This is a genomic window from Ruegeria sp. AD11(2025) (assembly GCF_056542405.1).
Genome location: NZ_JBQFZU010000021.1, coordinates 33,593 through 57,951 on the forward strand (window position 1 = coordinate 33,593; position 24,359 = coordinate 57,951).

21 protein-coding genes and 1 pseudogene are annotated in these 24,359 nt (G+C 55.1%); 8 read left to right on the forward strand and 14 right to left on the reverse strand.

The annotated features are described in order from the left end of the window. Nucleotides 1-4: 4 nt before the first annotated feature. Nucleotides 5-1,981: a CocE/NonD family hydrolase gene (locus tag ACR1XY_RS17755; RefSeq protein WP_480595231.1), complete on the reverse strand. Its 1,977-nt coding sequence runs from the start codon at nt 1,979-1,981 to the stop codon at nt 5-7. 129 nt (nt 1,982-2,110) lie between these two features. On the opposite strand from ACR1XY_RS17755, the gene ACR1XY_RS17760 reads away from it, so the two are divergent. After that, complete coding sequence (locus tag ACR1XY_RS17760) at nt 2,111-2,872, forward strand: helix-turn-helix transcriptional regulator (protein ID WP_480595233.1); 762 nt, start codon at nt 2,111-2,113, stop codon at nt 2,870-2,872. A 604-nt stretch (nt 2,873-3,476) separates the two neighbouring features. Here ACR1XY_RS17760 and ACR1XY_RS17765 read toward each other — a convergent pair. The 4 genes from ACR1XY_RS17765 to ACR1XY_RS17780 form a co-directional block, all read right to left on the reverse strand. After that, complete coding sequence (locus ACR1XY_RS17765; protein WP_480595294.1) at nt 3,477-4,760, reverse strand: TRAP transporter large permease; 1,284 nt, start codon at nt 4,758-4,760, stop codon at nt 3,477-3,479. 61 nt (nt 4,761-4,821) lie between these two features. Then, a complete protein-coding gene (locus tag ACR1XY_RS17770) occupies nt 4,822-5,358 on the reverse strand; it encodes a TRAP transporter small permease (protein ID WP_480595239.1) in 537 nt (178 codons plus the stop codon). Between the two features lie 96 nt (nt 5,359-5,454). Then, entirely contained in the window at nt 5,455-6,504 is a 1,050-nt protein-coding gene (locus tag ACR1XY_RS17775) for a TRAP transporter substrate-binding protein (RefSeq protein WP_480595241.1), read from the reverse strand. A gap of 23 nt (nt 6,505-6,527) precedes the next feature. Continuing rightward, complete coding sequence (locus tag ACR1XY_RS17780; RefSeq protein ID WP_480595243.1) at nt 6,528-7,577, reverse strand: pyridoxal-phosphate dependent enzyme; 1,050 nt, start codon at nt 7,575-7,577, stop codon at nt 6,528-6,530. A gap of 125 nt (nt 7,578-7,702) precedes the next feature. Here ACR1XY_RS17780 and ACR1XY_RS17785 point away from each other — a divergent pair, with 125 nt between their 5' ends. The 5 genes from ACR1XY_RS17785 (at nt 7,703) to ACR1XY_RS17805 (ending at nt 12,496) form a co-directional block, all read left to right on the forward strand. Continuing rightward, entirely contained in the window at nt 7,703-8,167 is a 465-nt protein-coding gene (locus ACR1XY_RS17785) for an Lrp/AsnC family transcriptional regulator (protein WP_480595244.1), read from the forward strand. Between the two features lie 188 nt (nt 8,168-8,355). Further along, complete coding sequence (locus ACR1XY_RS17790) at nt 8,356-9,510, forward strand: amidohydrolase (RefSeq protein ID WP_480595247.1); 1,155 nt, start codon at nt 8,356-8,358, stop codon at nt 9,508-9,510. Further along, on the forward strand, nt 9,507-10,670 hold the full coding sequence (locus ACR1XY_RS17795) for a M24 family metallopeptidase (RefSeq protein WP_480595248.1): 1,164 nt from the start codon (nt 9,507-9,509) through the stop codon (nt 10,668-10,670). The genes ACR1XY_RS17790 and ACR1XY_RS17795 overlap by 4 nt, the downstream gene beginning before the upstream one ends. Nucleotides 10,671-10,678: 8 nt before the next feature. Beyond that, the gene (locus ACR1XY_RS17800; protein WP_480595250.1) at nt 10,679-11,419 is read left to right on the forward strand and encodes a maleate cis-trans isomerase family protein; all 741 of its coding nucleotides are present in this window, start codon (nt 10,679-10,681) and stop codon (nt 11,417-11,419) included. 774 nt (nt 11,420-12,193) lie between these two features. Next, nucleotides 12,194-12,496 carry an SH3 domain-containing protein gene (locus tag ACR1XY_RS17805; RefSeq protein WP_480595252.1) on the forward strand — a complete coding sequence of 101 codons (303 nt, stop codon included), beginning with the start codon at nt 12,194-12,196 and terminating at the stop codon, nt 12,494-12,496. Nucleotides 12,497-12,873: 377 nt separating this feature from the next. On the opposite strand, the gene ACR1XY_RS17810 is transcribed toward ACR1XY_RS17805, so the two are convergent. From ACR1XY_RS17810 to ACR1XY_RS17840, 7 genes are all read right to left on the reverse strand, one after another. After that, nucleotides 12,874-13,218, reverse strand: a complete 345-nt coding sequence (locus ACR1XY_RS17810; protein ID WP_480595254.1) for a RidA family protein — start codon at nt 13,216-13,218, stop codon at nt 12,874-12,876. 12 nt (nt 13,219-13,230) lie between these two features. Next, nucleotides 13,231-14,625 carry an FAD/NAD(P)-dependent oxidoreductase gene (locus ACR1XY_RS17815; RefSeq protein WP_480595256.1) on the reverse strand — a complete coding sequence of 465 codons (1,395 nt, stop codon included), beginning with the start codon at nt 14,623-14,625 and terminating at the stop codon, nt 13,231-13,233. After that, entirely contained in the window at nt 14,612-14,926 is a 315-nt protein-coding gene (locus ACR1XY_RS17820) for a (2Fe-2S)-binding protein (RefSeq protein ID WP_480595258.1), read from the reverse strand. Before ACR1XY_RS17820 ends, ACR1XY_RS17815 begins: the two co-directional genes overlap by 14 nt. Beyond that, complete coding sequence (locus tag ACR1XY_RS17825; protein WP_480595260.1) at nt 14,901-16,001, reverse strand: NAD(P)/FAD-dependent oxidoreductase; 1,101 nt, start codon at nt 15,999-16,001, stop codon at nt 14,901-14,903. The genes ACR1XY_RS17820 and ACR1XY_RS17825 overlap by 26 nt, the downstream gene beginning before the upstream one ends. 83 nt (nt 16,002-16,084) lie before the next feature. Beyond that, nucleotides 16,085-17,074 (reverse strand): TRAP transporter substrate-binding protein DctP, encoded by a 990-nt coding sequence (gene dctP, locus ACR1XY_RS17830; RefSeq protein ID WP_480595263.1) that lies wholly within the window; start codon nt 17,072-17,074, stop codon nt 16,085-16,087. A 36-nt stretch (nt 17,075-17,110) separates the two neighbouring features. Next, nucleotides 17,111-18,409 (reverse strand): TRAP transporter large permease, encoded by a 1,299-nt coding sequence (locus ACR1XY_RS17835; protein WP_480534002.1) that lies wholly within the window; start codon nt 18,407-18,409, stop codon nt 17,111-17,113. Further along, complete coding sequence (locus ACR1XY_RS17840; protein WP_480534004.1) at nt 18,402-18,881, reverse strand: TRAP transporter small permease; 480 nt, start codon at nt 18,879-18,881, stop codon at nt 18,402-18,404. Before ACR1XY_RS17840 ends, ACR1XY_RS17835 begins: the two co-directional genes overlap by 8 nt. Nucleotides 18,882-19,006: 125 nt before the next feature. Between ACR1XY_RS17840 and ACR1XY_RS17845 the strand changes: the two genes are divergently transcribed. Then, complete coding sequence (locus tag ACR1XY_RS17845; RefSeq protein WP_480595265.1) at nt 19,007-19,927, forward strand: LysR substrate-binding domain-containing protein; 921 nt, start codon at nt 19,007-19,009, stop codon at nt 19,925-19,927. A 209-nt stretch (nt 19,928-20,136) separates the two neighbouring features. On the opposite strand, the pseudogene ACR1XY_RS17850 reads toward ACR1XY_RS17845, so the two are convergent. Both ACR1XY_RS17850 and ACR1XY_RS17855 read right to left on the reverse strand, forming a co-directional pair. After that, nucleotides 20,137-20,610, reverse strand: a pseudogene (locus tag ACR1XY_RS17850) (tyrosine-type recombinase/integrase). 764 nt (nt 20,611-21,374) lie between these two features. Next, nucleotides 21,375-22,970 carry a GMC family oxidoreductase gene (locus ACR1XY_RS17855; RefSeq protein WP_480595267.1) on the reverse strand — a complete coding sequence of 532 codons (1,596 nt, stop codon included), beginning with the start codon at nt 22,968-22,970 and terminating at the stop codon, nt 21,375-21,377. A 109-nt stretch (nt 22,971-23,079) separates the two neighbouring features. Here ACR1XY_RS17855 and ACR1XY_RS17860 point away from each other — a divergent pair, with 109 nt between their 5' ends. Then, nucleotides 23,080-24,318, forward strand: coding sequence for a TRAP transporter substrate-binding protein (locus tag ACR1XY_RS17860; protein WP_480595269.1), 1,239 nt, complete (start codon nt 23,080-23,082; stop codon nt 24,316-24,318). Nucleotides 24,319-24,359: the final 41 nt, after the last annotated feature.

Here is a 24,359-nt window from a genome sequence, read left to right on the forward strand (position 1 = left end):
TAAGTCATAGAAGTCCGCGTGGAACGGTTTCGGACCATTCCTTCGTCAGAACTTCGGTTTCATCCGCGCCTTCAGTGGCGCGTAGTTTGCGGTAGAGGTAGAAATTCTTTGCATCACAACTCATGCGGCACTTGGTCGAGATGGCAACCTGCCAATCCGCCCGTTCAAAGGTGAAATTCCAAGCCGTCTCGAAACATGCGGTTGAGGGATCATCCGGATGAATGCCATAGTGCATGCGCACGTCGCTACCGACAATCAGATCGTGGTAGGGATCGCGCGTTTTACCGTAGTCATCAAACGTCTTCAGAACTATCTGACCGTCTTCGCTCTCGATCTGTTCGGACTGCGATGCAGGTGACCGAAGTTGCTCGGCATCAAGAACCGGGTAACCTTGAGCTTGGCCAGGTTCAGAGGCTTGTATTTCGTGCGTAACTTCGCGCACAGGCAAGTGCAGAGTGCAATTCTGCAAGTGTAATGTCACCTCAACGGCATTCGGTGCCGGCCAGACGATCGGCCAGTAAGACGTCGACAGGGCCAGCCGCAGCACATGACCCTCACGCAAGCGGTGCGCGCATTCATTCAGGGCAATCTCGGCCTCGTAAATCTCTCCGGGCCTTAAGGTTTCGGGCGCTTCATGACTGCGGTAGTGACAGAGGTTCAGCGACCGATAGCTGATACGTTGTGAAACACCGTCCGGCGACACATCACACAATCGAGCAACAAGCTGGGCAACAGGCTGATCCACCGAAAACTGAAACTTCAGTTTAGCGCGCCCCAGCAACTCCATCGGCGCTTGCAATGGTGCGCTGTTAAAACAGAGCGACAAGGCGTCATCGCTTGACTGATCTCCGGGAAGCTCGTTGTCAATCCGCATGCCAGCACAGAAATACCCGCCTTGCATACCGACATGACAAGGTGATGCGATTGCCAAGGAACCAGGGCTTGGGCTTTGGGAAAACCCACCGGGAACCAAGTGCCAGATCTGTTCTTGTACGTGCGGCGACGGCCAGCTAGCTTCCGCAATCCAACGACCTTGCCGAGGGCCATTTTGCGGCGCTGGGTTAAAGTGTTCCTGCATAAATGTCCGATAGGCAGGCAGGTCCTCTGCACCATTTTCTTGCCCTTTCAACCAGCGATCAAACCAGCCGATGACTTCGGAATGGAAATCCGCAGGATCAAGTTTCGAGATATGAGGATACCGATGTTCCCATGGCCCGATGACGGCCTTGCTCGGTGCCCTCAGATTTGCAGCCAAAGCGGGTGGAGCATTCACATAAGCATCTGCCCAGCCTGTGATCGCCAAAACAGGAACTTGAATGGCAGACCAATCCTCGCAAACAGAGCCATGCATCCAATAGGAGTCACGGGTTTGGTGACGCAACCAATCTGCGGCAGAGAATGGGACGTTTTGCAGGCGAGCCAGCCAATCCTCTCGCCAATCTGCACGTAGGTCCGGATCGGCGGGGCGCGTCAGGTATGCAAACATCTGACTACCCCAGTTCACGTTATCACTCAGCAGGCACCCGCCCATAAAATGGATGTCATCCGCATAGCGATCCACGGTCGAGGCAACGCTGATAACAGCCTTCAAAGCTGGTGGTCGGCGAAAGGCTAGTTGCAAGCCGTTAAATCCGCCCCACGATATTCCGATCATCCCGACATGCCCGTCACACCAATCCTGCGCGGCAATCCAGGCTATGACTTCCTCGCCATCACGCAGTTCCTGCTCAGAGTATTCATCATCGAATTGACCTTCGCTGTCCCCGGTGCCGGTTATGTCGACCCTCACGCAGGCATAATCCGCCTCAGCGAACACTGTGTGTGTCGTTTCATCTCTCGGCGCTGTGCCGTCGCGTTTGCGATAAGGCAGATATTCCAGAATAGCCGGTACAGGGCTCGTTTCGGGTAACCAGAGTCGCGCAGCAAGACTCCGTCCATCCGAGAGTGTGATCCATGTGTTTTCGATGGTCTGAATTGGCATCTGGAGGCTTGTCTGTTGCGAGTTGATGCCGAAGAAGAAACCAATTTGCAGGGAAAACAAATTGTGCGATCTTGTGCGAATTGACGCTATCTGTCGTCCTATAGCGTCAAAACGCGAAAGGTTTTACCGGTGACAGAGAATTTTTCCACAAACCTAAAGTCGTTATGCGCAGAACACGGGAGCATTTCGCAGATTTGTCGTGACATCGGCGTCAACAGACAGCAATTCAATCGTTACCTGAATGGCTCTAGCCTGCCTTCGGCCCACAACATGCGCCGAATTGCGCGTCACTTCGATCTGACAGAAGCAGAGCTGTTCGCTGAAACTGATAACTTCGAACGAATGCTAAAGGGTGTCGTGCCACAAGTTGGCAAAACGCCCACAGACGCATTTCTTGATCCTTTTCGGGGTCAACAGAAAAACTTGAGGCGTTACGTAGGGTTTTACCATTCATATTTCTGCACGCCATCTTGGGAAGGAAAGATCTTCTGTTCATTGATCCGCATCCAAGAAGTTGATGGGCTTTTCACTATTCGTTCCAGGGAAATTGCCACGTCGACAGACAAAAGCATGCACCAGATTTCCCGCTATTCCGGCTTGGTGACAATGCGGGGAAACAGGATATTCGTGACAGAACACGAGCTTGCACGAGAAGGCAGCGTGGCCAACACCATCTTGTACTCCGCGCACCGGCAGCAACTGAAGTATCTACGAGGAATGACCATGGGCGTCGCCTGGCGCCCGTACCCTCATCCCTATGCTGCCAAAACAATCTGGAAACGATTGCACGAGCGCGTCACTGCGCGCGAGGCAATTGCTGCTTGTGGTATCTACCCATTCCAAAGCAATAAGATCGACCCAACTGTCAGGAAGCACCTGACCGAGGCTTGAATCGTCGGATCGACATAAGCGGCGGTGCGGTTTCCTTGGTGCGATATAAAGTTGAAAGGACACATTTTCATCCAGGCATTCCGCAATCAGCTTCGCAAACGTGCTGATGACGTACCCACATCACTGATGTTTGACTGGAGTATTTGAGGCCTGGGATCAAAACTCCCAACCCTTGCAAGACGGCTCTGTGGACGCATCCAGGCCAATAGAGACCTGGAACTCACTGTGGTTGGGAATGACCGGTCTAAAGACATCAGCTGCAACGTAATGATATTCGTACTGCCCCTGCAAACTATTACTGCGTCGGCACTAGCCGCATGAGCAAAAGGCGGCTCTCGCTCCGTTGCCCGCGCTGAGCACGAACCACCTAATCCTACGAACGCGTTAAACGACGGGCAGGTGTAACAAAGGCAGAAATTGGCGAGGTTCGCATTTAGCCAAGTTCAATGCCTGCGGTGCTGGTGTGTCGGTCAGTGACGTGGGCGTGTGTCATGATGGCTTTTACCTACCACGGTATTGGGCGAAGCCGACATGCCTGGGCCCTGAAACGATAGGCCAGTGCGGATGGCCAAATCTAAGGGCTAGCCATCCGACTTTTGCATATTCAGAACGCCGCGAGATCTCGAAGGAACAACGCGATGCCCGGGAGAAATATCAGCAACGCCGTCATCAGAGCCAAAATAGCGAAGAACGGCAAAGTCCCCCTGATTACTTCCAGATAAGGCCTGTTGAAGATTGCGATTGCGGTGAAGATATCGCAGCCAAAGGGTGGCGTAGCCGATCCAATGGCCATCTGCAGCGTGACCATAACGCCAACAAGAACCGGATCAAGCCCCGAGGTATCTACGATCGGAACAAAGATCGGAGTGAGGATGACAAGTACAACAAGCGAGTCGACGAACATGCAGCCCACGAAGAAACAAAGGGCGATGATGAAGAGAATGTATTCGTGGGACGCGCCTTCGAGGTTGAGCGGCTCCAGCAGGCCCTGGGGTATCTGTTCAAACGAGATATACCAGGAAAACGCCTGACCGACCCCGACAAGAATGAACACGACCGCTGTGATCAAACCAGTACTGAGTGCCGAATCCAATACATCATTGAGCTTCAGTTCTTGGTAGATCACGCACTCGACGATCAGTGCGTAGAGGACCGAAAACGATGCCGCTTCTGTTGGGGTGACGGCTCCGGAATAGATGCCGCCAACGATCAGTACTGGGAATCCCAAAGGAAGGACAGCTCTGCGGAAAGCCGCCCTGCGCTCAGCACTAGATTTCTTCGGGACAAGCGCAATCTGATCGCCTTGCAGCGCACTGTAGAAGTAGCAATAAATCGAAAACATGACCGCCAGAACAACCCCCGGTCCGATCCCTGCGATGAACAACTCCCCAACACTTGTATTGGCTAGTGTGCCGTAAAGGATCATTCCGATGCTGGGAGGAATAAGGAAGGCGATGTCGCTGGCATTTATGATCAGCGCCATGACGAAACTGTCCTTGTAACCCGCTTTCAACAATTTTGGCCTCATGATCTGACCGATCGAGACCACTGTTGCCTGGGTCGACCCCGAGACTGAGCCAAACAGCGTGCAACTGATGCAAGCAGTGATCGGCAAGCCAGCCCGGCGGTGCCCTACAAATGCTTCGATCAGGCCAAGCAGGTTGTTGGCAGTATGACCGCGCGCCATGATATCAGCCGCAAAAATGAACATTGGCACAGCGATGAGCGCGTTCGGCGAAATGCCGGTTACCATTTGCTGAATGATGACGCCGGTATCACTCTGCGAGAAATGTACCAGGCCGATCAGGGTCGCAACTGCCAAGGGAACGACCATGGGGTAGCTGAGAAACAGCAGTACAACCATCGCCACTACCAGCGTAAAGGTGATTACGTAGATATCCAGCTCACCGGCCACGATGTCACCGAGAAATTCAAGGAAACCTGACATGTCAGACACCAATCTCTACTGCGTCGCTGTCCTCGACTTCATAAGAGTGCCAGGCGCCGGCATGGGTGATGTTCATGATAAAAGCGATCAGGTACTGCAGGCTGGCCATGAAAAGGCCGATCGGGATCACCGAGTAGATTACGTAGACCGGAAATTGCAGCGCCGGGCTCAGGCGGTTCAGTTCTTTGATCTCCAAAACGTAGAAAACGGATTTATACGCCAGATATGCCAGCAGCAGGCTGGTGGTGATCGAAATCAGTGTCAGGACGGCCTTTTTTGACCGACGGCTCAGCGTATCGTAGAGCGCCGTCATACGGATATTGCGGCCTTTCCGGACCGCATACGCAAATCCGAAAAAGGTCACGCTTACGATCAGGAACTGGTTCATTTCTTCGGAAAAGAAAAGGCTTTTACCAAAGGCGTAACGTCCAATGGCATTGGCGGTCGAGTTCACCATCATCATAAGAATGGCTAAAATGATGACGAATTTCTCGACAAATTCAGTGCCTTTGCTCAAGGTGAGCAGTAAGGTTTTCATGGGCTTCCCTCCCTAGGCACACCGGTGGGCGCACCTCAAAACGAAGGACGCGACGCCTGAACAGGACGCCGCGCCCCCCAGCAATTTCAGCTTTAGTTATGAGGCGTTTTCGACCTCTTTGAGCAGGCTCTCGAGGATCTTCTGGGCACCATCACGCGCAGTGGGTTTCTCGGCGTCGTCATAGGCATTTTCGACCACGTTGTAGAAAGTTTCGTGCAAGGTGGCGCTTTGGGCCTCGAAGACGGCGCGCTCTTCCTCGGTCAGGACAATGACCTGCAGATCGGGACGTTCCGCCTTGATCTTGTCCATGTTCTCAAGGTTGATCTTGACCTGGTAGTCATGCGCCGCCTGTTCTGCTTCGGCGATGGCTTTCTCTACCATTTCCTGCTGATCGGCGGGGAGACCGTTGAACCATTCGCTGTTGGTCGAAACGGTACCGACATAAGGCAGTTGACCAGGGAAAATCAGGTAATCCTGAACTTCGTGCCACTTCGCGTTGTAGATGAAGTAGATAGGGTTCACCATTCCGTCGACGGTCTTCAGTTGAAGCGCGCCATAAACCTCGCCCCAGGACAGCGGTGTCGGGTTGGCGCCGAAAGCCTTGAAGGTTTCGACAGGAATGGTCGAGGTGAAAGTGCGGATTTTCTGACCCTCGAAATCGGCGGGGCTGCGGATCGCCTTGTTGGCGCCCCAGGCCATGTCGCCTTCCGAAATCATAGTCAGCAGCTTGAGGTTCACTTTCTCGAACTTCGCGCTCAGGTCTTGGTAGATTGTCGGGCTCGTTGTCAGAACCTTGCGGATCACATCGACATCTCCCCCAAGCACATAAGGCAGATCGAGAACCTGTGCCTCGGGCACATAGGAACCAAGGTGACCTGTGCCGACAGAAACGAACTGGACGGTGCCTTTCGATGTAAGTTCGACGATGTCGTTCTCGGTGCCCAACTGCCCGTAATAGTAGATGCGCACTTTGATGTCGCCGTCGGATTGCTCCTTGATGCTTTCGGCAAATGCCTGAGCGAAGATGTCCTGAACGTCTCCTTTGTCCTCTTCCGAGGCAAATTTCCACGTGTCCGCGAATGCCGCGGTGGACAGACCGGCGGCAAGCACTGCCGAAGTGAACAGCTTGCTAATGGTAGATTTCATTCTGTTGGTCCTTTCTTGCCCGCTCATGCGAGTCCTTCTGAGATGATGACAAGAGGGCGCGTTTCCTCTGCGTTCCCTTGTTCGGTGGTTCTTTTGCACAGTGCCCCGTAACCGGCCGCACCAGATGGTGTGGTCGAGATACCAAGGGCGGTGACAGCTTCGGCAGCTGCCTTGCCTTCTTCTTCGGAAAGCGTTTCGTATTTCACGTCGCAGCGTTCGAGCACGTCCCAGGCCACGATCGAGGGTTCCTTGCAGTCAAGGCGACCCATGTTTGAGTCTTGCCCGTCACTGCGGGATGGTTTCCCAGCCAAGTTGCTTGTTTTCAGGCAAGCGGCTGCACTGGGTTCGACGACGATCAATTCAGGTTGTTCTGCCCAGTTCAGACGGATCATATGTGACATCGCGGCGGCAAGCCCGCCGACGCCAGCCTGAAGATAGACATGTGTTGGCCAGAGGCCGGAGGCTGAGAACTGCTTGCGCATCTCCTCGGCGATGACGCAGTACCCCTCCATCACCAATTTCGGAATCTCGGTGTAACCGGGCCAGGTTCCGTCGGCCAAAAGCGTGGCGCCGGTAGTTTCAGCGTCGGCGATGGCCGCCGCAACGCTTTCGTCATAAACGTCGCCTGAGCGGACCACTTCCGCACCAAGTACTCTGAGCCGATCGCCAAATCCTTCGGGCACGGTCTTTGCAAGGTGAATCCGTGCCCTAGCCCCCATCGCCCGCGCTCCGGCTGCAACGCCCATGCCGTGATTGCCAGCACTGGCGCAAACGAAAGTGTGGACTGCCGCAAAGTCTCGAAAATCTGCATCCCCCATCCGTGAGAGGGACAGCGTTTCACCCGTTTCTTTTTGCCACGCCTCCTCAAGAATGCGCGCAACGGCGTATGGCGCACCCAACGCTTTGAAAGCGCCAAGCCCCATTCGATCCGTTTCGTTCTTGGCGTAAACGCTCAGACCACTGGGACCTTTGATTTCGAACAGCGGTGAAACAGCATAGTTCTCCTGTGCCTGAAAAAACTCCAGCGCGCGGGCAAAATCCGGTGCAAAATTGAGGTTGTCGGTACGTGTCATGTGCTATTCATCCGCTTTTACTGTGAGCAGAGATTTTGCATGACTCGCTTGTTTATATTTTTCGTATTCGGCCCTATTGTTGAAAAATAATTTCACTCTTGGCCAATGTGGAGCGGAGAATTTTCATGAGCGCCGACCTTGATGATGCAGACACCACAATTCTCAGAACGCTTCAGAAGGATTGCCGAATCGGACTTGAACAACTTGCGCAGGAGTGCAGCCTTTCGGTTCCGTCCGTGCAGCGCCGGCTAAAGCGGCTCCGGGAATCCGGCCTGATCCTAAGAGAGGTCGCCGTCCTCGACCCGTCGCGTTTCGATTACAAGATGACATTCGTTGTTCTCGTGGAACTTGATCGGGAATCGCTGCAGCAGCTGGATGTTTTTCGTAAGCGCGCCAGAAACGAGCCACAGGTGCAGCAATGCTACTATGTAACCGGAGACGCCGACTTTATTCTCGTCTGTGTCGCCCGGAACATGCAGGATTTTGAGGATTTGACCCACCGATTGTTCTTCGACAACTCTAACGTCCGCAGATTCCGCACATCTGTAGTGATGGATCGTACGAAAATCGGCCTAAACCTTCCGATTTGACCACTTTGGTAACTTCATTGACATTGAGCGCAGATTCGACCGTTTCCCAGAGGATAATTGAACTCCTATATGAATCCATCTGGATTCGCCGCTTTGGTGCAAGTTTTTCTGTCTACGGGGCGGAAACTTGATACAATTCGCGCATCGTCAATGTGTAAAACAAGATTGAATTACACGTGGATGACGGAATGAGTGATTTAGAGACCCGTTTAATCGAACTTCGGCAAGATCTGCACAGGAATCCTGAACTGGGTTTCCAAGAGACACGAACCAAGGCGATTGTTGCCGACCGATTGCGTGCTCTCGGGATCGAGGTGCACGAAGGTGCAGGCGTTGTCGGTGTGCTTCGGTCCCGAGATGGCAACAAGGCTATCGGGCTACGTGCTGACATGGATGCGCTGCCGATCACCGAAACATCCACGCATGACTATGCTTCAACATCGCCGGGAGTTATGCACGCCTGCGGTCATGATGGCCATACTACAATGTTGCTAGGAGCGGCGGAACGCCTGTCGCAAGATCCTTCCTTCGACGGCACCGTCGTCTTTCTGTTCCAACCGAACGAAGAGCATGGGCTTGGTGCTCGCGCGATGATCGACGAAGGGGTGCTTAAGCAATTTCCGGTCGACGAAGTTTATGCAATCCACAACCTGCCCGGAGCGCCCACCGGCCAGATTTCGACGCGTACCGGTATCATCTGCAACAGCGAAACACTCTTTGAGATTGATGTAAAAGGGCAAGGCGGCCATGCTTCCATGCCGCAGACTGGCGTCGATGCCATAACCGTTGGTGCTGAAATTGTTCTCGCATTACAGACAGTAGTGGCGCGAAAGCTTGCACCGGCGTCCGGCGCAGTCATCTCCGTCACCGAATTCCTGACTGACGGTCAACGAAATGTCCTGCCAGGTAACGCCACGCTTAAGGGTGATTTCCGGGCCAGATCCCCCGATGATCGCGTGGCCATCAAACGTTTCATGCGCCTGATTGTCGAAGGGGTGGCAGCTGCGCACGGGATTGAAGCCTCCGTGGCTTTTGACACTCAATTCGTCGAGACCATCAACTCAGAAGCACCGGTCGAAGCAGTTTACCGTGCCGCTGAGACGGCGGGTTGCGACCTGATCAGAGATCGCGACCCGATGAGTTTTTCTGAAGATTTTGCACAGCTGTCAGCCGCCGTGCCGGGCTGTTTTCTCTTGCTGGGCAATGGCGAGACCGGACCAAATGCCCAACCGCTCCATGCCTCTGACTATGATTTCAATGATGCCCTGTTGCCCATAGGTACAAAATTCTGGGTCAGACTGGTTCAAGACCGACTGCCCCTTCGAAAGGAACACTACTTATGATCGCCCCACGACGCGGCTTCGACAAAGAAGAATACGCCACGCGCACGGCGGCGGCACAGGCAAAGATGACTGAATCTGGAATGGCTGGCATGTTGCTGACCACCGAACCGGATGTGCGCTATTTCAGCGGGTTTCACACGCTGTTCTGGCAAAGCCCAACCCGTCCGTGGTTCCTGTTCATACCCGCAATGGGAAAGCCAATTGCGATCATCCCCGAGATTGGGGCCGATTTGATGCGACGCACCTGGGTTACTGATATCCGTACTTGGAGTGCCCCGGCACCCCAAGACGACGGTGTTGGGCTTTTGACCGATCTGTTGTCTCCCTATGCGGGACGGGGCGAGACAATCGGTCTGATGAAGGGACATGAAACCCATCTGCGGATGCCGCTTGGTGACTATGAACGGCTGATAACTGGCCTTGAGGGACTCGTGATTGAAGATGCTTCAGAGATCGTTCGCAGCTTGCGAATGGTAAAATCCGAGGCCGAGATCGAAAAGCTTTCACATATCTGTGCCATCGGTTCGCGTACATTTGCACGGGTGCCTGAAATCGCCCGCGAAGGTCAGCCTCTCGAAGACGTATTCCGGGCTTTCCGCCGTGAAGGGTTGGCACAGGGCGCCGATGACGTTCCTTATCTTGTCGGCGGTGCAGACACTGGTGGCTATCACGACGTTATCTCGCCCCCCTCTCGTCGCCCCTTGGCGCGCGGTGATATCCTGATGCTCGACTCTGGCGCCAACTGGGATGGATACTTCTGCGACTTCGACCGGAACTGGGCCATTGGCAGCGCGGATGATGCCTCGCGCCGCGCCTATGACGTTCTTTGGCGTGCAACCGAGGCCGGGATTGCCGCTGCCCGTCCTGGCGCTACTTGCCACGATCTATTTCATGCGATGCAGAGAGTGATCGCTGAACTGGATGATCAGGGCGGTGATGTTGGCAGGTTAGGTCATGGGCTTGGCATGCAGCTGACCGAATGGCCTTCGCATGCCATCTGGGATTCAACCGAGATTAAAGAGAACATGGTGCTTACCCTTGAACCTTCGCTTGGCTACGGTGACGGCCTGATCATGGTGCACGAAGAGAACATAGTTGTCCGCGCAGGTGGCGCGGAACTTCTGACCGAGCGCGCCGCGCCCGAGCTTCCAATCATCTGAGGTCCTCTATGAAGCTTGAATTCCAAACAGATGAAGGCATCGGTACACGTGCAAATCTCGGCGTTATCGTTCTTGAAACGGACGAAACGCTTGAGCAAGAGTTTTCGCGCATCATGGATCTCGCAGGGGTTGCGCTTTACCACAGCAGAATCCCAATGGTGCCCGAAATCCGGCCCGACACACTGGCTCGAATGGAGCAGGATCTGCCGGCATCCGCGCGGTTATTGCCGCCATCGCTCAGCTTTGACGCCATCGGATTTGGCTGCACCTCGGCCTCGACGGTGATCGGGTCGGAGAAAGTGGCTCACGCCATCGAAACCGTATTCCCTGACGCTTGCGTCACCGACCCGCTGGCGGCAATCATCGCTGCCGGTAAGCATCTGAAGGCCAAGCGATTGGGCTTTGTAACACCTTACATCCCAGAAGTATCTGCCGGGATGCGTGCAAAGCTTGAGGAAGCCGGATTCGAGATCGCGGGCTTCGGCTCGTTCGAGGAAGGCAATGATCGTGTCGTCGCCCGGATCAAAGAAGCGTCAATCCTTGAGGCCGTCGATAAAGTGTCCGCGCAAGCACCCTGTGACGCCGTGGTTGTGTCCTGCACGAATCTACGATGCCTAGATGTCATCGCTCGGGCGGAAGAAAAGACCGGGGTGCCAATCCTTTCGAGCAACCAAGCGCTTGCCTGGCACATGCTTCGGCTGGCAGGCATCGAGGACACCAATACCCGGTTCGGGCGTCTCTTCGGATAGCATGGTAATGCTGGGCGTATCGTCGCCGACGGGGTGTCGGAATTTTCCCGCGTTTAAGCCCAGTGTTTATCAAGTGGCAGCCATGCCTGCCCTACTGTCATAAACGCAGCGGTGATTGGAGATGTGAAAAACTGATTTCCCGGGATTGGCCCGTCACGCGTTTGACGCGGAAGCAATTGATCCCCATTGCAAACGGCATCAATCCTCATTCACCCTCTTGGAAGCTTTGGTCGTAAAGCAGCTGCTCGTTCAATAGGATTATTCCAGGAACTAAAACTGGGAGCGACAGGCTACTACTGAGATCAGGCCAGCAGAGATTTTAACCGGTACATCGACAGAATTGGAGTGAAGACGATCAATACCTCGTTCCACTCTTTTCGCCACAACTTCAAAGACGCTTGTCGACACGCCGGTGTGCAACCTGACGCCAATGACATCCATTTGCGCCATGCGCTGCGCTGCATGGCTGGGCGCTATGGAGATGGCAACATACCTATGCCGTTACTTTAGGAAGCAATCTGTAAGCTGGGATTTAGAGATTTGACATTGGCGAATGTAGTGACACACCCATGACGCACGCCACGATAACTATCTAGCCGAGTTTTTAATGATCAGCCTAACTGTTCACGCATTCGTCTCCACTATTGCCCCTCCAGCGCAACTGAAAAATTGCTTCAATGGTGGGTCAAGAATTGTGCATTCTGTTGTCAGGTAGTTCCACTTGATGATCTAAGCCGCTACGATTGTAGTTGAGGCAACAGACAGGCTAACGTGATGCGAAGTATAATCTTCTTACCCTTAGCAGCATTTTTCCTAGGTGCTGTTTTCGAAGCGAAATCTGCAGCGGCGGCTCCTCTTGGACGATACGAAGTTTTTGGCGTTGAAGGCGGAGACATGCTGAAGCTGCGTGCAGGACCCGGAATAGGATTCAACGTAATCGTGGGCCTTCCAAACGGAACCGCTTTGCGAGTTCACAGTTGCGAACAGACCGGTGGCACCCGTTGGTGCCGCGTGTCCTTGCAACGCGCGCGTGGGCTAAAGGGGTATGTTTCATGGGCATATTTGCGAAAAATTTGATGTTTTAGAGGCTAGCACCTTCGTTTTGACGCTACCCACAAAATGCCAGTGGGAGACGTCCATTTAGTCCTATTGCACTCTTCATTTAGTGGTTTCATCAGGCAACTGGGCGCTACGAGTGTATTCGGCAAATCTCAACCCAAAGCGGACAATTCAAATCCGCAGGTCCGACGGGAAGCCGTCATTCGCTGCACCCGTGATATTTGCAGCACGAATTGAATGAGCCGACATTCAACCAACTGGAGTGTAATCACTTGGTCTGCGGTTGGTTTTCCTGCCATTTAAGACTTAGCCAAGTTTAAATTAGGTTCATTCTAGACACGCCAGCTTATTAAACTTGCAGTGAATTGTATGTGCCTTTTCCAAGCCGCTTGCCATCATGCATTACACGCAGCGGTGATGATGATTTCGACTTTCAGATCCGGCCGAGCGAGCTTTGCCTCACCGCAAGCGCGAGCCGGGGCGAACCCGGCAGGAACCCAGCTATCCCAAACGTCGTTCATCTCGCCAAAATCGGCCATGTCGGACAGCCAGATGATCGCTTGCAACATCTGTTCCCGCGACGAACCCGCTTTGTCCAGAAGCGCGTCGACGCGAGACAGGCACTCGCGGGTCTGCTCGGCCACTGTGGAACCTTCACCAACCTGCCCGCAAAGAAATGCGACGCCGTTGTGTTTGACTATCTTGCTCATGCGTCGGCTGGTGTTGATACGTTCGATCATCGGGCTTCTTTCTTAGTTGGTTGCGCTGTTCACCGAACCGCCCATCGCTGCCAGTTCGCCAAGAGTCACGGGTTTCAACGGTGGTCTGATCCGATAGTATCCGGTTTCATCCATCGTAGCGCTGTTCGCTTCGGCTAGCAGGCTGCTTACGGTCAGTCCGCAATACCGCCCTTGGCATGGTCCCATTCCGGCACGGCTGAAGGCCTTGGCCTGGTTCGGACCCGAGCAGCCGATACCGGCATGGCGACGAATGTCTCCTGCAGTGATTTCCTCGCAACGGCAGATGATAGTCGTGTCGACGGGCTTTGTGGCTTCGACTGCGGGTGGAAATGCCGTGTCAAGGAAAGGTCGCACCGTCAATTCCTGCGCGATACTGCGCCGAATTGGTTTGGCGGCGTTGTCCCTCTCGATCGTCGAAGTCGCCCCCAGATCGGCGGCCATTTTCAATGCTGCAAGGCGGCCTGCCAAGGCGGCTACCTTCGCGCCACCGATGCCGGCGCCATCGCCGGCGATATGGACCGTTTCGACATTGGTCCCGCCCCAGTTATCAAGGTTAGGCACAAAGCACTGCTTCCGTGCGTCCCAGTGATGCGCCACGTCAATGGAGCGGGCCGCCTGTGTGTTAGGCACGACGCCGTGATGCAAGAGCACTGTGTCGCAGGGAATATGTCGGGTCTTTCCGCCCGCGGTAAAGCGGATGCCTTCGGCGGTAGTTTCTCCATAAATAGAAATACTCGTCGCGGAAGTGTAGCGGCGTATCCCGGCGCGGCGGATTTCCGTGAGCATCGTCAACCCCTTGAGCAGATATCGCCAGCCGCGAAGGGCTCCGCCCAGATGCGGAAGCGCACGCAGAAAATCCGCCCGTGTCTGCGTTTCGACCAGTGCCAGAGGCGGTGTGCCCGCCCGTATCATCTGCGCGGCGATCAAGTAAAGCAGCGGTCCTGCTCCGACCAAAACCGCTTTTTTTGACAGGACGCCGGATTGTTTCAACAGAATTTGCGCCGCCCCCGCCGTCATCACGCCAGGCAAGGTCCAGCCCGGTAGCGGCATCGGGCGTTCCAGGGCTCCTGTGGCGATGAGGATGCGTTTCGCTTCGATTGCGCCCCCTCGTCCGTCAGCTGTGTAGAGAACCCGAATTCCCTCTTCGATCGCCCAAACCGCCGCTCCTCCGATATGGGTGATGTTGCCGTGATCCAGCTCTGCCGTGAGGGACAATCCGTCTGTGTAGTCATTACCAAGCATTGCGCCCCTGACCGGTGCGACCCGATCCACATCGCGGTAGATCTGTCCGCCCGGACGGCGCTGTTCGTCCAGCAGAATAACATGCAAACCAGCCTTTGCGGCGGTTGCGGCCGCAGCCATCCCGGCAGGGCCGGCCCCGATGATGACAAGATCAGTTTTCTGCATCGATCACGTCCTTTCCATTGCGCGGCATCGACAAACGCAACCCTTCAGTGACTTCAAGCATGCAGGCTTGACGGGTCACACCGTCAACCTCGACGAGGCAGTCGAAACAGGCGCCCATCATGCAGAACGGCGCGCGTGGAGCGCCCGATACCGGCGTGTATCTGAACGTCCCCACACCGGCGGCCAGCATCGCGGCCGCGAGATTTGAACCTTCGGGCAGCTGCAGCTCTTCGCCCTCGAACCATACTGGAACCTGTGGGCGCCCAACCTCCAACTCAAGAAATGACGAAGCGGTCTTCACTGAACACCTCCAAATCCGGGGCCGCGCCATTGCCTTCCAGCCAGTCGGGCAAGAAACGGGCGTGGGCCGCTGCAAGGGTTATGCCGCTGTGGCAAGTCACCAGAAAGGCGCCGGCCATTTCGGGGCTTTCCTGGTAGATTGGCAGGCCATCGGGCGACAGAATTCGCAAAGCCCCCCAAACACGCACTAGCTGCGCCTTGGCGAGCACCGGGTAGGCCGCGATCGCCTCGGAGGCGAGACCGGAGAGGCCTGGCCGGGTGACGCCATCATTCAGACCCACCTCTTCGTTGGTGGCACCTATCTGGACGCCACCTTCATCGACCTGCCGAGCGATCAGCGAGGGGCGGTTGATTATTTTTGGCAGCTTCTCGGTGATCATCACTTGACCGCGCTGTGGCCGGATTGGGGCTTTGAACCCCAGTTTGGGCCCAAGTTCCATTGCGCCCAAACCCGCAGAAAGGATCACCTTGTCGGCCTGCACGTGGCTTCCGTCCGCGCAGGTGATAGTGAAACCATCCGATTTTCTGACGTCTGTAACAGTTTTTTCGTTCAGCACCCGCCCACCAAGTCGCCGGACGTCGTCGGCGAGAGACCGCAGCAACTTCAATGGATTCACATGGCCATCTTGATGATGAAGGATCGCACCAACGACTTTCGGGCCGATCTCCGGCTCCTCTGTGAGAAGCGCCTTCCGATCCAGAACTTCATATGGGTAGTTGCCGTCCAGCTTCGCCTTCAGCTCCTCGTATTGCGAGATTGTTTTCGTCTGCGTTTCTTCCGAGAAATGCAGGTCGTAGCCGCCCGTCTGCTCAAGCGACATGTCATATCCGGTCGCGTCAGCAAGCTCATCGGCAAACCCAGACCATGCGGCGGCGGATTGCTGGCTCCATGTGGCATAACGGGGTTGCTTGGTGCCCTTAGACTGCACCCAGACAAGTCCAAAATTTCCCCGACTGGCGCGAAAGCTGCCGTCGCCTCCATCAAGGACCAGAACGCGCTTGCCGCGCTTCAAAAGGCCCCATGCAACAGACAGGCCGACAACACCACCGCCAATGATTGCAAAGTCGGATTCCATGATCTCAGTTTCTGAATCTAGATTTGAGTAGAGCCGGGGCGAAGAAAAGGTGTCGCCCCGGATTTTAACAGAAGAGAGGCTGCTTACTTGGAAACCTTGTCCAGGATCGCCTGACCCCATTCCACACCCACGTCTTCGAGCACGACCGGCCAGACTTCCGCCTGAACCTTGGCCGACATCGCGGCCAGTTCTGCGTCACTTAGCGAGACGATGGTGGCTCCCAGATCGGCCAGTTTCTGTTCGTTGGCCTTTTGGTCGGCTTCTGCCACGGTCCAACGGGTCGCTTCAAATTCTGCCGCGGCCGCTTTCAGCGCGTCCTGATCCTCGGCGTCCAGGCCGGCAAGGGATTCATTCGAGATGATCATGTACCAGACTTCGAAATGGGTATTGGCCGGGATGTATGTTTTGGTCACGTCGCGGAACGAGGCATAGTAGCCTTCGGCACCCGAGCCGATCACACCATCAACAACGCCGGTCTGCACCGCCGTGAAAGCTTCGGAAAACGGGATAGGCGCGGGGATGTAGCCCAATGCATCGCCGGTTAACTGGAAGCTCTTGATGCCGGGCACCCGCACCTTGATGCCGTTGTCGACAGACGGATCGCCCGGCGACACTGCGTCGGTGTTGAGCGCGATGCCACCAAAGTAAACCGGATAGGCGGCCAGCATGGTGATGTCCTGCTTGGCGTAAAGCCCACCCATGGTTTCACGCACCACGCCACCGGGGCCGTAGATCGCGCGGGCCTGTTCCCAGTTTCCGGCGAGGTAGGGGAACGAACTGATCTGCATCTTACGGTCTGCTGCGGCGGCGGCCGGCTGTGTCGCCATGTCAACCGCGCCGACCGAGATACGTTCCTGCACTGTTGTATAGTCGCCCAACGCCGAGGCAGCATAAATTTTCACGTTGACGTCACCGCCGGTTGCTTCGTCCACGGCGGCGGCAAAGGCGTTCAATTCGACGTCGATCGTCGTACCTTGCGGGCGCACATGGCTCATCTTCAGGTCAGCCGCCATCGCGGTGGTCGACAGCGCCATCAGCGCGCCGGTTGCAGCAGTTATCATCATGCGTTTCATTTGGTTTCCTCCGTTTTGGGTTTAGTTAGTTCAGGATCAGTAGCCAAAGAGTCTGGGCAGGAAGAGCGACAGGTCCGGCCAGAGCGATGTCAGGAACACCACGGGCACATAACCGGTCACGATCAGGATCATCGCCGGCGGGATCACCTTGGTGACCTTCACGTTGCCTATCCGAGCCCCGAGATAGAGGATCGAGGCATAGGGCGGTGTCACGCCCCCCATCGCTGTGTTGACCCCCATGATCGCGGCGAACTGCACCGGGCTGACACCAATGGCATTCATCAGAGGCAAGAGCAGCGGCGCTATCAGGATGATTGCGGTGACGTCGTTCACGACCATGCCGACCAGAAACAGCATAATGTTGATCAGGATAAGCAGCAGAACCTTGTTGTCAGTGATCTCAAAAATCGAGGCGACCAGCGCCTGCGGGATACCTTCCATCACATACATCTGGCTTAGGATCATCGAAAACAGGATCATCAGCAGAATTGCACCGACGGCGGTTGCGGACTCCTTACCGGCCATCAGGAAGTTTTCCCACCTGAGCCCCTTGTAGATCAGAAAGCCGACGGGCAGTGCATAGATCACCGCTACTGCGGCAGCTTCTGTCGGGGTCATGATGCCGCCATAGATGCCGCCCAGGATGATTACCGGCATCAACAGTGCGGGGAAGGCGTGAACGCCGCGTTTGGCAACCTCGCTGCTGAGTTCACTGAACGTGGGCTTTTCATCCAGTATCAGGTTGAACTTGCGCGACATCCATAGGTTCACCATTGAAAAGTTGAACATGATGAACAGACCCGGCCCAAGAGTCGCGAGGAAACAGGCGAGGATCGACGTGTCAGTGACCCAGCCGTAGATGATCATGGTGACCGAGGGTGGGATCAGCAAACCAAGGATCGAGGAATTGGCAATCAGAGCGGTCGCGTATTCGCGGGGATAGCCGCGCTTTTCCATTTCCGGGATCAACAGCGGTCCGATCGCCGCGATACCGGTCAGGCCGGACCCCGAGATCGCCCCGATCACCGCACAGCTGACCGCCGCCACGACACCCAGACCGCCACGCACGTGGCCGATAAAGGCACTGACAAAGCGCAGCAGAGAGGCGGCAATACCGCTTTCGCTCATGATGGATCCGGCCAGAACAAATAGCGGAATGGCCAGCAAAATTGGGTTTCCAAGTTGCTGGAACCCCCAGAGCATGTTGCCCTTCATGGTGGCGCCGCCGATGAAATACATCACCATCAGCGCACCCCCGAAGCAATAGGGCAACGGCACTCCGAGGGTCAGCAGGATCACCAGGACAGCAACGGCAAGCAGGGCGACTTCAACCAAGGTGAATCTCCTCGTCAGTATCATATCCAAGAATGTGGCGGACCAGATGAATCGCCGTGTAGATCATCATCAGCGCCAGACCGATGGTCAGAGCCACCTCGGCATAAAATGTGGGAATGTAGAGCGTCGGGCTCTCTTTCCATACACGCCACGAATAGCGGGTGAATTCCCAGGACCAACTTAGCAGCCAGAGTCCGACAATCAGGCTGATCACTTCGCCGATAATCGCCAGAATGACGTGCTGGCGTGGCGTCTTCAGGAAGATCTCAAGCACATTTGCGCGGATATGAGTGTTTTCCCGCGAGGCATTTACCGCCCCAAGGACGTAGAGCCACAGCGCCGGATATGCCATGGTTTCCTCAAGCCCCATCACCGGTACTTGCAGAACATAGCGGGTGATAACCTGAACAAACTGGCCCAAAGCCACGATGCAAATAATGCTGGTCAGCAGGTATTTTACGAAACGCTCCATTTCCCCCCTCGCGACGTGATTGTCCGTCGTCGCAATACCTACTTTCTCCACTTCCATAGAAGCAAATTGGAAATTACGTTATATCCATAGTTTGCCTCTATGGGGTACAATGGGGATCCAGCCACATGAACCTGACAATCCGTCAACTCACGACATTTCGCGAAGTGTTACGCACTGGGTCCATATCCGAAGCCGGGCGCACGCTCGGGCGCACGCAACCATCGGTCAGCGCGATGATTGCGGGCCTGGAGAATGAGATCGGATTTCGACTGTTCGAACGAGAGCATGGCCGGCTGACACCGACGCCCGAAGCGCATTATTTTCTGGAAGAGGCCGAGGCCGTCCTGTCACGGCTTACACAGTCCACGAACACTTTACAGGAGATATCGAACCTGAAGCGTGGCCGTCTGCGCGTCGCTTGCCACCCAGCCGCATCAGGGTTCTTCATGCCAAGTGTTCTTGGTCAGTTTTTGCAAGACAAGCCAGCCATCAAGGCGTCGTTGATGATGCGCTCATCCAAAGTCATTGAGGAACTGATCGCCTCGCAGCAATACGACCTCGGATTTACCGAAACACCTGAACCGCGAAAATCAATTCATCAGCAGGACTTCGATCTGGAGTGTCTTTGTGCCATGCCCTCTTCGGATCCGCTGGCTGCAAAATCCCTAATTTCAACAGAAGATCTGGATGGTGCAAATCTGGCAACACTTTTCTCAGAGCATCCGACATTCCTTCAGACTTCTGCGGCCTTTAAGAATACTGGAAAGAGTTTTGAGCGTAGGTTCGAACTGCGGACTTTCTTACCGGGGCTGCAGTTTGTAAAAGCGGGTCTGTGCTATTTGATTTGCGATTTAATCACAGCTTTTAGCTGCAACGACCCCCTACACGGTACCGATGGTATCGTATTTCGCCGTTTTAGCCCCAGAATCAGCAGCAGCGTTTCAATTCTCACCCCTGCACATCGCCCGACGTCTCTGATAACTCAAAGTTTTAGCCAGAAACTGGCTGAGGACATAAACGCTATGAGGGCAACCGTTTTGCCCTGAACTCGGTTCGTTACCAGAGCAAAGTCCGGTTCCACAACCGGGCTTTGGTGCAGCTGTACCGAAAGTCATCTTCGTTGCGCTTTCTGTGAGTTCGCCAACCCGTAAGCTATGCCGGTGCGGCGAATGTCTGGATAGCGGGCTGTAACCACAGCATCGCGACCATCGGCAAACGGCAGCTTTGGACCGCCCACGAAGACGGCCCTCAACGATTAGATTTCAATTGCTTCCGCGATGGCCAACGTGTCTTCGAGTTCAATGCCTAGATAGCTAGCCGTGATAACTATCTTGGTGTGCCCAAGTAGCAATTATACCGCTCTGAAGTCGCCCGTTTTCTTGTAAATCTACGTCACCCTCGTCTGACGCATGGAATGGATTTCGTAAACGCTCGCCTCCAATCCAATCGAGGTGACTCAATCGCGTACGATCGGTGCGTACCGGAGTATGGAGATGTGCGAGCGTTCATGAAATCGCCCAGGCCACAGGTATTCGGATCCGACCATCAGCTCGTCTTCTATCCAATTCTCGATGGTGGCGCGTGTTCCCTCAAAAATCTCGACCCGAACGAGCTTCTGTGTCTTGCATTGCAGCATCGAGGCGCGTTCCCTGATTTGATCCGACGCAATGACATCAACAACCTTAATCGTCACCAGATCACAACCCCGAAACCTGCTGTCGATGGCCATGTTGAACAATGCGAGGCCGCGGTGGTTTTCAGCCAGTTCAAGACAAACCCGGATAGCCTAGACGTGCATTGGCATCAGAGGGCGCTTCTGTACGGCGACCCAACCTTTGTTCCAAGCAGGCCGCAGCGCACGAATGGCAGGTAAGTTTGGTGTTACCATGACTGATCCTCCGATCCACCACGCCCTCCCAAAACAACAACCCGTTGTTAACGCACCACGATATCGCGGAAACGCTGCGCGGCTCCGAGCCCAAAGCCGCCGTCACCCAAGCTTAGGCCTTGTGCGTGTGCGGCACGTCGCTTTCCGGACGTTCAAAACCGGATAACTAATGACGGGTGAGCGGATTTAGCAGCCAATAGCGTTCACCGACGCAGTGCCCGCAGCCAGAACACTAGGGGCATTCAAGCTCGCGACCCAGGGCTGCGTATGTCTCTCTCTTCAAGAGCAGTACTTGCACGCCTAAAAATAGGAAAGCGGGCGTAACGATCTGAATTATAGGAAAAAGCAAGTAGTGTCCGCGACCACTTGTGCAAGCTTCGCGAGATTGTTGTGACGTTTATATCTGAGCTAATGCTCCACAGATCGTTGACCTAGGCTCACCCTCCCAGTTTACGGTCAGTCATGAGGCAAGTGCTGGGCAGTGCGCAAGTTGCGGCCAGGCACCATCAACCAAACAGTTTGAGCTTGCGCGATTGGCGCACTGATCCATCGGTTGCGAGTGTTTTGAACATTCAGCACGGCATGCAGGTAAGACGAAGGGCCTGTCAGGCATCGGCACTTATCAATTCGCTTGCCTTTTCGCCTATCATAATTGCTGGAGCATTAGTATTGCCACTGACGATTTCCGGCATAATGGAGCAATCAGCTACCCGTAGGTTCATTATTCCATGTACATTTAGTTTAGCGTCGACAACAGACATGTCGTTGCTTCCCATCGCACAAGTGCCGGTGGGGTGATAGATTGATGTGGTGTTGGACCTGGCCCAATCAAGTGTGCCTTCATAATCATCGTGACTCAGGTCTGCCGTCGGTCGAAACTCTTCCGATATCTTCGAGGCCAGTGGATTCTGTTTGGCAATCCTGCGCGCGATATTCACACCGTCGACGATGGTTCGGCAATCTGTTTCAGTGGATAGGTAGTTCGGGATGATCTTGACATGATTGGACGGGTCCGGGCCGTTCAATCGCAATTCCCCCCTGCTTTCCGGGCGCAGTTGACAGACCGACATTGTGAAGGCCGAGAACGGATGTACGCCCTCGCCCGGGCTGTCAGCAGACCAGGGTTGGACGTGAAACTGTATGTCGGGTGTCTCTACATCCGGGCGTGTTTTCATAAAGCCGGTGGCAAGGCTGGCCGCCATGGTCATAGGCCCGGCACGGAACAGAGCGTATTTCAGAGCAATCCGCGCCTGATTGAAGAGGCTGCGGACTTCATCATTCAGCGTTGGTTCATTGCACTTGAATACCAATCGCGCCTGCAAATGATCCTGCAAGCCCTTACCGACGCCAGGCAGGGTGTGGACCGGTTCGATCCCGTTTTTCTTCAGGTGGTCAGGGTCGCCGATTCCTGACAGCATTAAAATCTGAGGAGAGTTGATCGCGCCGCCAGACAGGATAATCTCGCGCCGAACTTTGAGGGTTTGCTCGACCCCCGACCTATCCCGGTAAACCAGTCCGGTTGCCTTTTTACCGTCCAAAACCACGCGTGTCACCAATGCCTTGGTGATGATGTTCAGATTCTGGCGACTTCGAATGGGTTTAAGATAGGCCACTGCAGCACTACAGCGACGACCGTTGCGGGTGGTCAATTGGAAATAGCCTACACCTTCTTGTTCAGCGCCATTGTAGTCGGGATTGAACGGGTAGCCTGCGACCTGTGCCGCAGCGACCCAGGCGTCGCAGATAGGACGCTGAATGCGCATGTTCGACACAGACAAAGGCCCACCAACGCCGTGAAACTCATCTTCACCGCGTTCTTGATCCTCGCTGCGTTTAAACAGGGGCAGGACATCGTCCCACCCCCAACCTTCATTGCCCATTTGCCGCCAGCGGTCATAGTCCTCTTTTTGCCCACGAACATAGAGCAGTCCGTTCAGCGAGGACGAGCCGCCCAGAACCTTGCCGCGTGGCCAGTCGATGGACCGACCGTTCAACCCCGGATCAGGTTCGGTGCGATAGCACCAGTCAACCGAAGGGTTATGCATGGTTTTGAAATAGCCAACGGGGATGTGAATCCACGGGTTTGTATCGCGACCACCTGCCTCGAGCAACGCAACAGTTGTGTTGGGGTCGGCACTCAGCCGATTGGCAATGACACAGCCCGAAGACCCCGCGCCAACAACTGCATAATCCACTTCCATGACCGCCTCCTCACAACGTCGTTGAAAAAAACTCTATGCAAGATGCAAGAATTATACTAGCATTTTTTGATACAAAATGTCTCATTATTTGCGATCAGGGAGGTAAGCAATGGAGATCGGTCGGAAACTAAGTGGTATTTCGCGGCGGGATTTTTTCCGCGTTGCCGGGCGTTATGGAATGAGTTCGACACTGCTGGCGGCAGGCGGGTTTGGCGGCGCGATGAGCTTGGCGAATCTGGCGCAAGCAGCCGAATCAACCTATGAAAAGCGCTTTTCGAAAGAGCCAAAGCACACGCTGAAATTTGGCGCATCTGGCTTCAATACACGCAACCTGCTGATCGAACGCGCGGGCGCTATCGAATTTGCGCGTGATCTGGAGGAGCGCACGGACGGTGAAATTCGCATCGAGTTCATCGGTGACAACCAGATCTGTGGTCAGCTGAGCTGCGTCGAGAAAACCCAGCAGGGGATCGTCGACATCTATGCCGCCTCGACTCAGAACTCGGCGGGTGGTGCGCCCTATCTGAATGTGCTGGACTATGCCTACATGTTCCCCAGCCGCGCGGCGCAGTATCATTTCTTCTACAGTCCGGCGAGCCAGCGAATCCTGCGTGAACCGCTTGAAAAGCGGCACGGTCTGAAATTCCTGTTCACCCATTGTGAACTGCGCGGACTGCAAATGGGCTCGACCTTTTCAGACAAACCGACAGTCACAAAGCTGGAGGAGCTGTTCGGCACCAAAAACCGGGTAACGGGCACACAGTTGGGCCGGATTGCCATGCAGCTTCTGAATCTGAACCCGGTTCCGGTGGCGTGGGAGGAAACGCTGGACGCGCTGAAGACCGGTCTGATCGACGGCGCCGAGACATGGGCTTCTGCCGTGGCTTACGCCAACATGTCGCCCGTTGTGTCGCAGTCGGTGAACCTGAAATTCTTCTGCGGTACCGAGCACACCTCAATGTCCGCCAAGGTTTTCGACGGGCTGGGCGGTGAGTTGCAGGATGCAGTCATGGAGTCCTCGTACTTCACACAGGCGCTGATTCAAGGTGCGAATGAGGCTGCGCTGCTGAACACCGTAGGCTTCTCGGACCCGCAACTGCCCAACACAATCTTTGCCGAAAACGGTGTGCGCCCGGCCTTCCTGGCGGACGACCAGATCAAGCTGGCCGAAGAGATGTGTGCTCCGAATTACAACCCCGAGCCGTGGGCGCAGTGGCGTGAGCGCCTGAACAAGTGGTCAGGCGGTATCGATACATATCAGGAAATCTACGACATCGCGCGTGAAATTCCGGCTGACACACTGCCGGAAAATGTCGAGCCGCGCCGTTGGTGGAGAGGCGAAGCCTGATAAACTCAACCGAACCGGCCCCAAGCGGGCCGGTTCAACCA

Excerpts from the sequence above, each read along its gene's own strand:
- ACR1XY_RS17755 (WP_480595231.1), bottom strand. The coding sequence starts at position 1,981 with ATGCCAATTCAGACCATCGAAAACACATGGATCACACTCTCGGATGGA.
- ACR1XY_RS17770 (WP_480595239.1), bottom strand. The coding sequence starts at position 5,358 with ATGAAAACCTTACTGCTCACCTTGAGCAAAGGCACTGAATTTGTCGAG.
- ACR1XY_RS17775 (WP_480595241.1), bottom strand. The coding sequence starts at position 6,504 with ATGAAATCTACCATTAGCAAGCTGTTCACTTCGGCAGTGCTTGCCGCC.
- ACR1XY_RS17780 (WP_480595243.1), bottom strand. The coding sequence starts at position 7,577 with ATGACACGTACCGACAACCTCAATTTTGCACCGGATTTTGCCCGCGCG.
- ACR1XY_RS17785 (WP_480595244.1), top strand. The coding sequence starts at position 7,703 with ATGAGCGCCGACCTTGATGATGCAGACACCACAATTCTCAGAACGCTT.
- ACR1XY_RS17790 (WP_480595247.1), top strand. The coding sequence starts at position 8,356 with ATGAGTGATTTAGAGACCCGTTTAATCGAACTTCGGCAAGATCTGCAC.
- ACR1XY_RS17795 (WP_480595248.1), top strand. The coding sequence starts at position 9,507 with ATGATCGCCCCACGACGCGGCTTCGACAAAGAAGAATACGCCACGCGC.
- ACR1XY_RS17800 (WP_480595250.1), top strand. The coding sequence starts at position 10,679 with ATGAAGCTTGAATTCCAAACAGATGAAGGCATCGGTACACGTGCAAAT.
- ACR1XY_RS17805 (WP_480595252.1), top strand. The coding sequence starts at position 12,194 with ATGCGAAGTATAATCTTCTTACCCTTAGCAGCATTTTTCCTAGGTGCT.
- ACR1XY_RS17810 (WP_480595254.1), bottom strand. The coding sequence starts at position 13,218 with ATGATCGAACGTATCAACACCAGCCGACGCATGAGCAAGATAGTCAAA.
- ACR1XY_RS17815 (WP_480595256.1), bottom strand. The coding sequence starts at position 14,625 with ATGCAGAAAACTGATCTTGTCATCATCGGGGCCGGCCCTGCCGGGATG.
- ACR1XY_RS17825 (WP_480595260.1), bottom strand. The coding sequence starts at position 16,001 with ATGGAATCCGACTTTGCAATCATTGGCGGTGGTGTTGTCGGCCTGTCT.
- dctP (WP_480595263.1), bottom strand. The coding sequence starts at position 17,074 with ATGAAACGCATGATGATAACTGCTGCAACCGGCGCGCTGATGGCGCTG.
- ACR1XY_RS17840 (WP_480534004.1), bottom strand. The coding sequence starts at position 18,881 with ATGGAGCGTTTCGTAAAATACCTGCTGACCAGCATTATTTGCATCGTG.
- ACR1XY_RS17845 (WP_480595265.1), top strand. The coding sequence starts at position 19,007 with ATGAACCTGACAATCCGTCAACTCACGACATTTCGCGAAGTGTTACGC.
- ACR1XY_RS17855 (WP_480595267.1), bottom strand. The coding sequence starts at position 22,970 with ATGGAAGTGGATTATGCAGTTGTTGGCGCGGGGTCTTCGGGCTGTGTC.
- ACR1XY_RS17860 (WP_480595269.1), top strand. The coding sequence starts at position 23,080 with ATGGAGATCGGTCGGAAACTAAGTGGTATTTCGCGGCGGGATTTTTTC.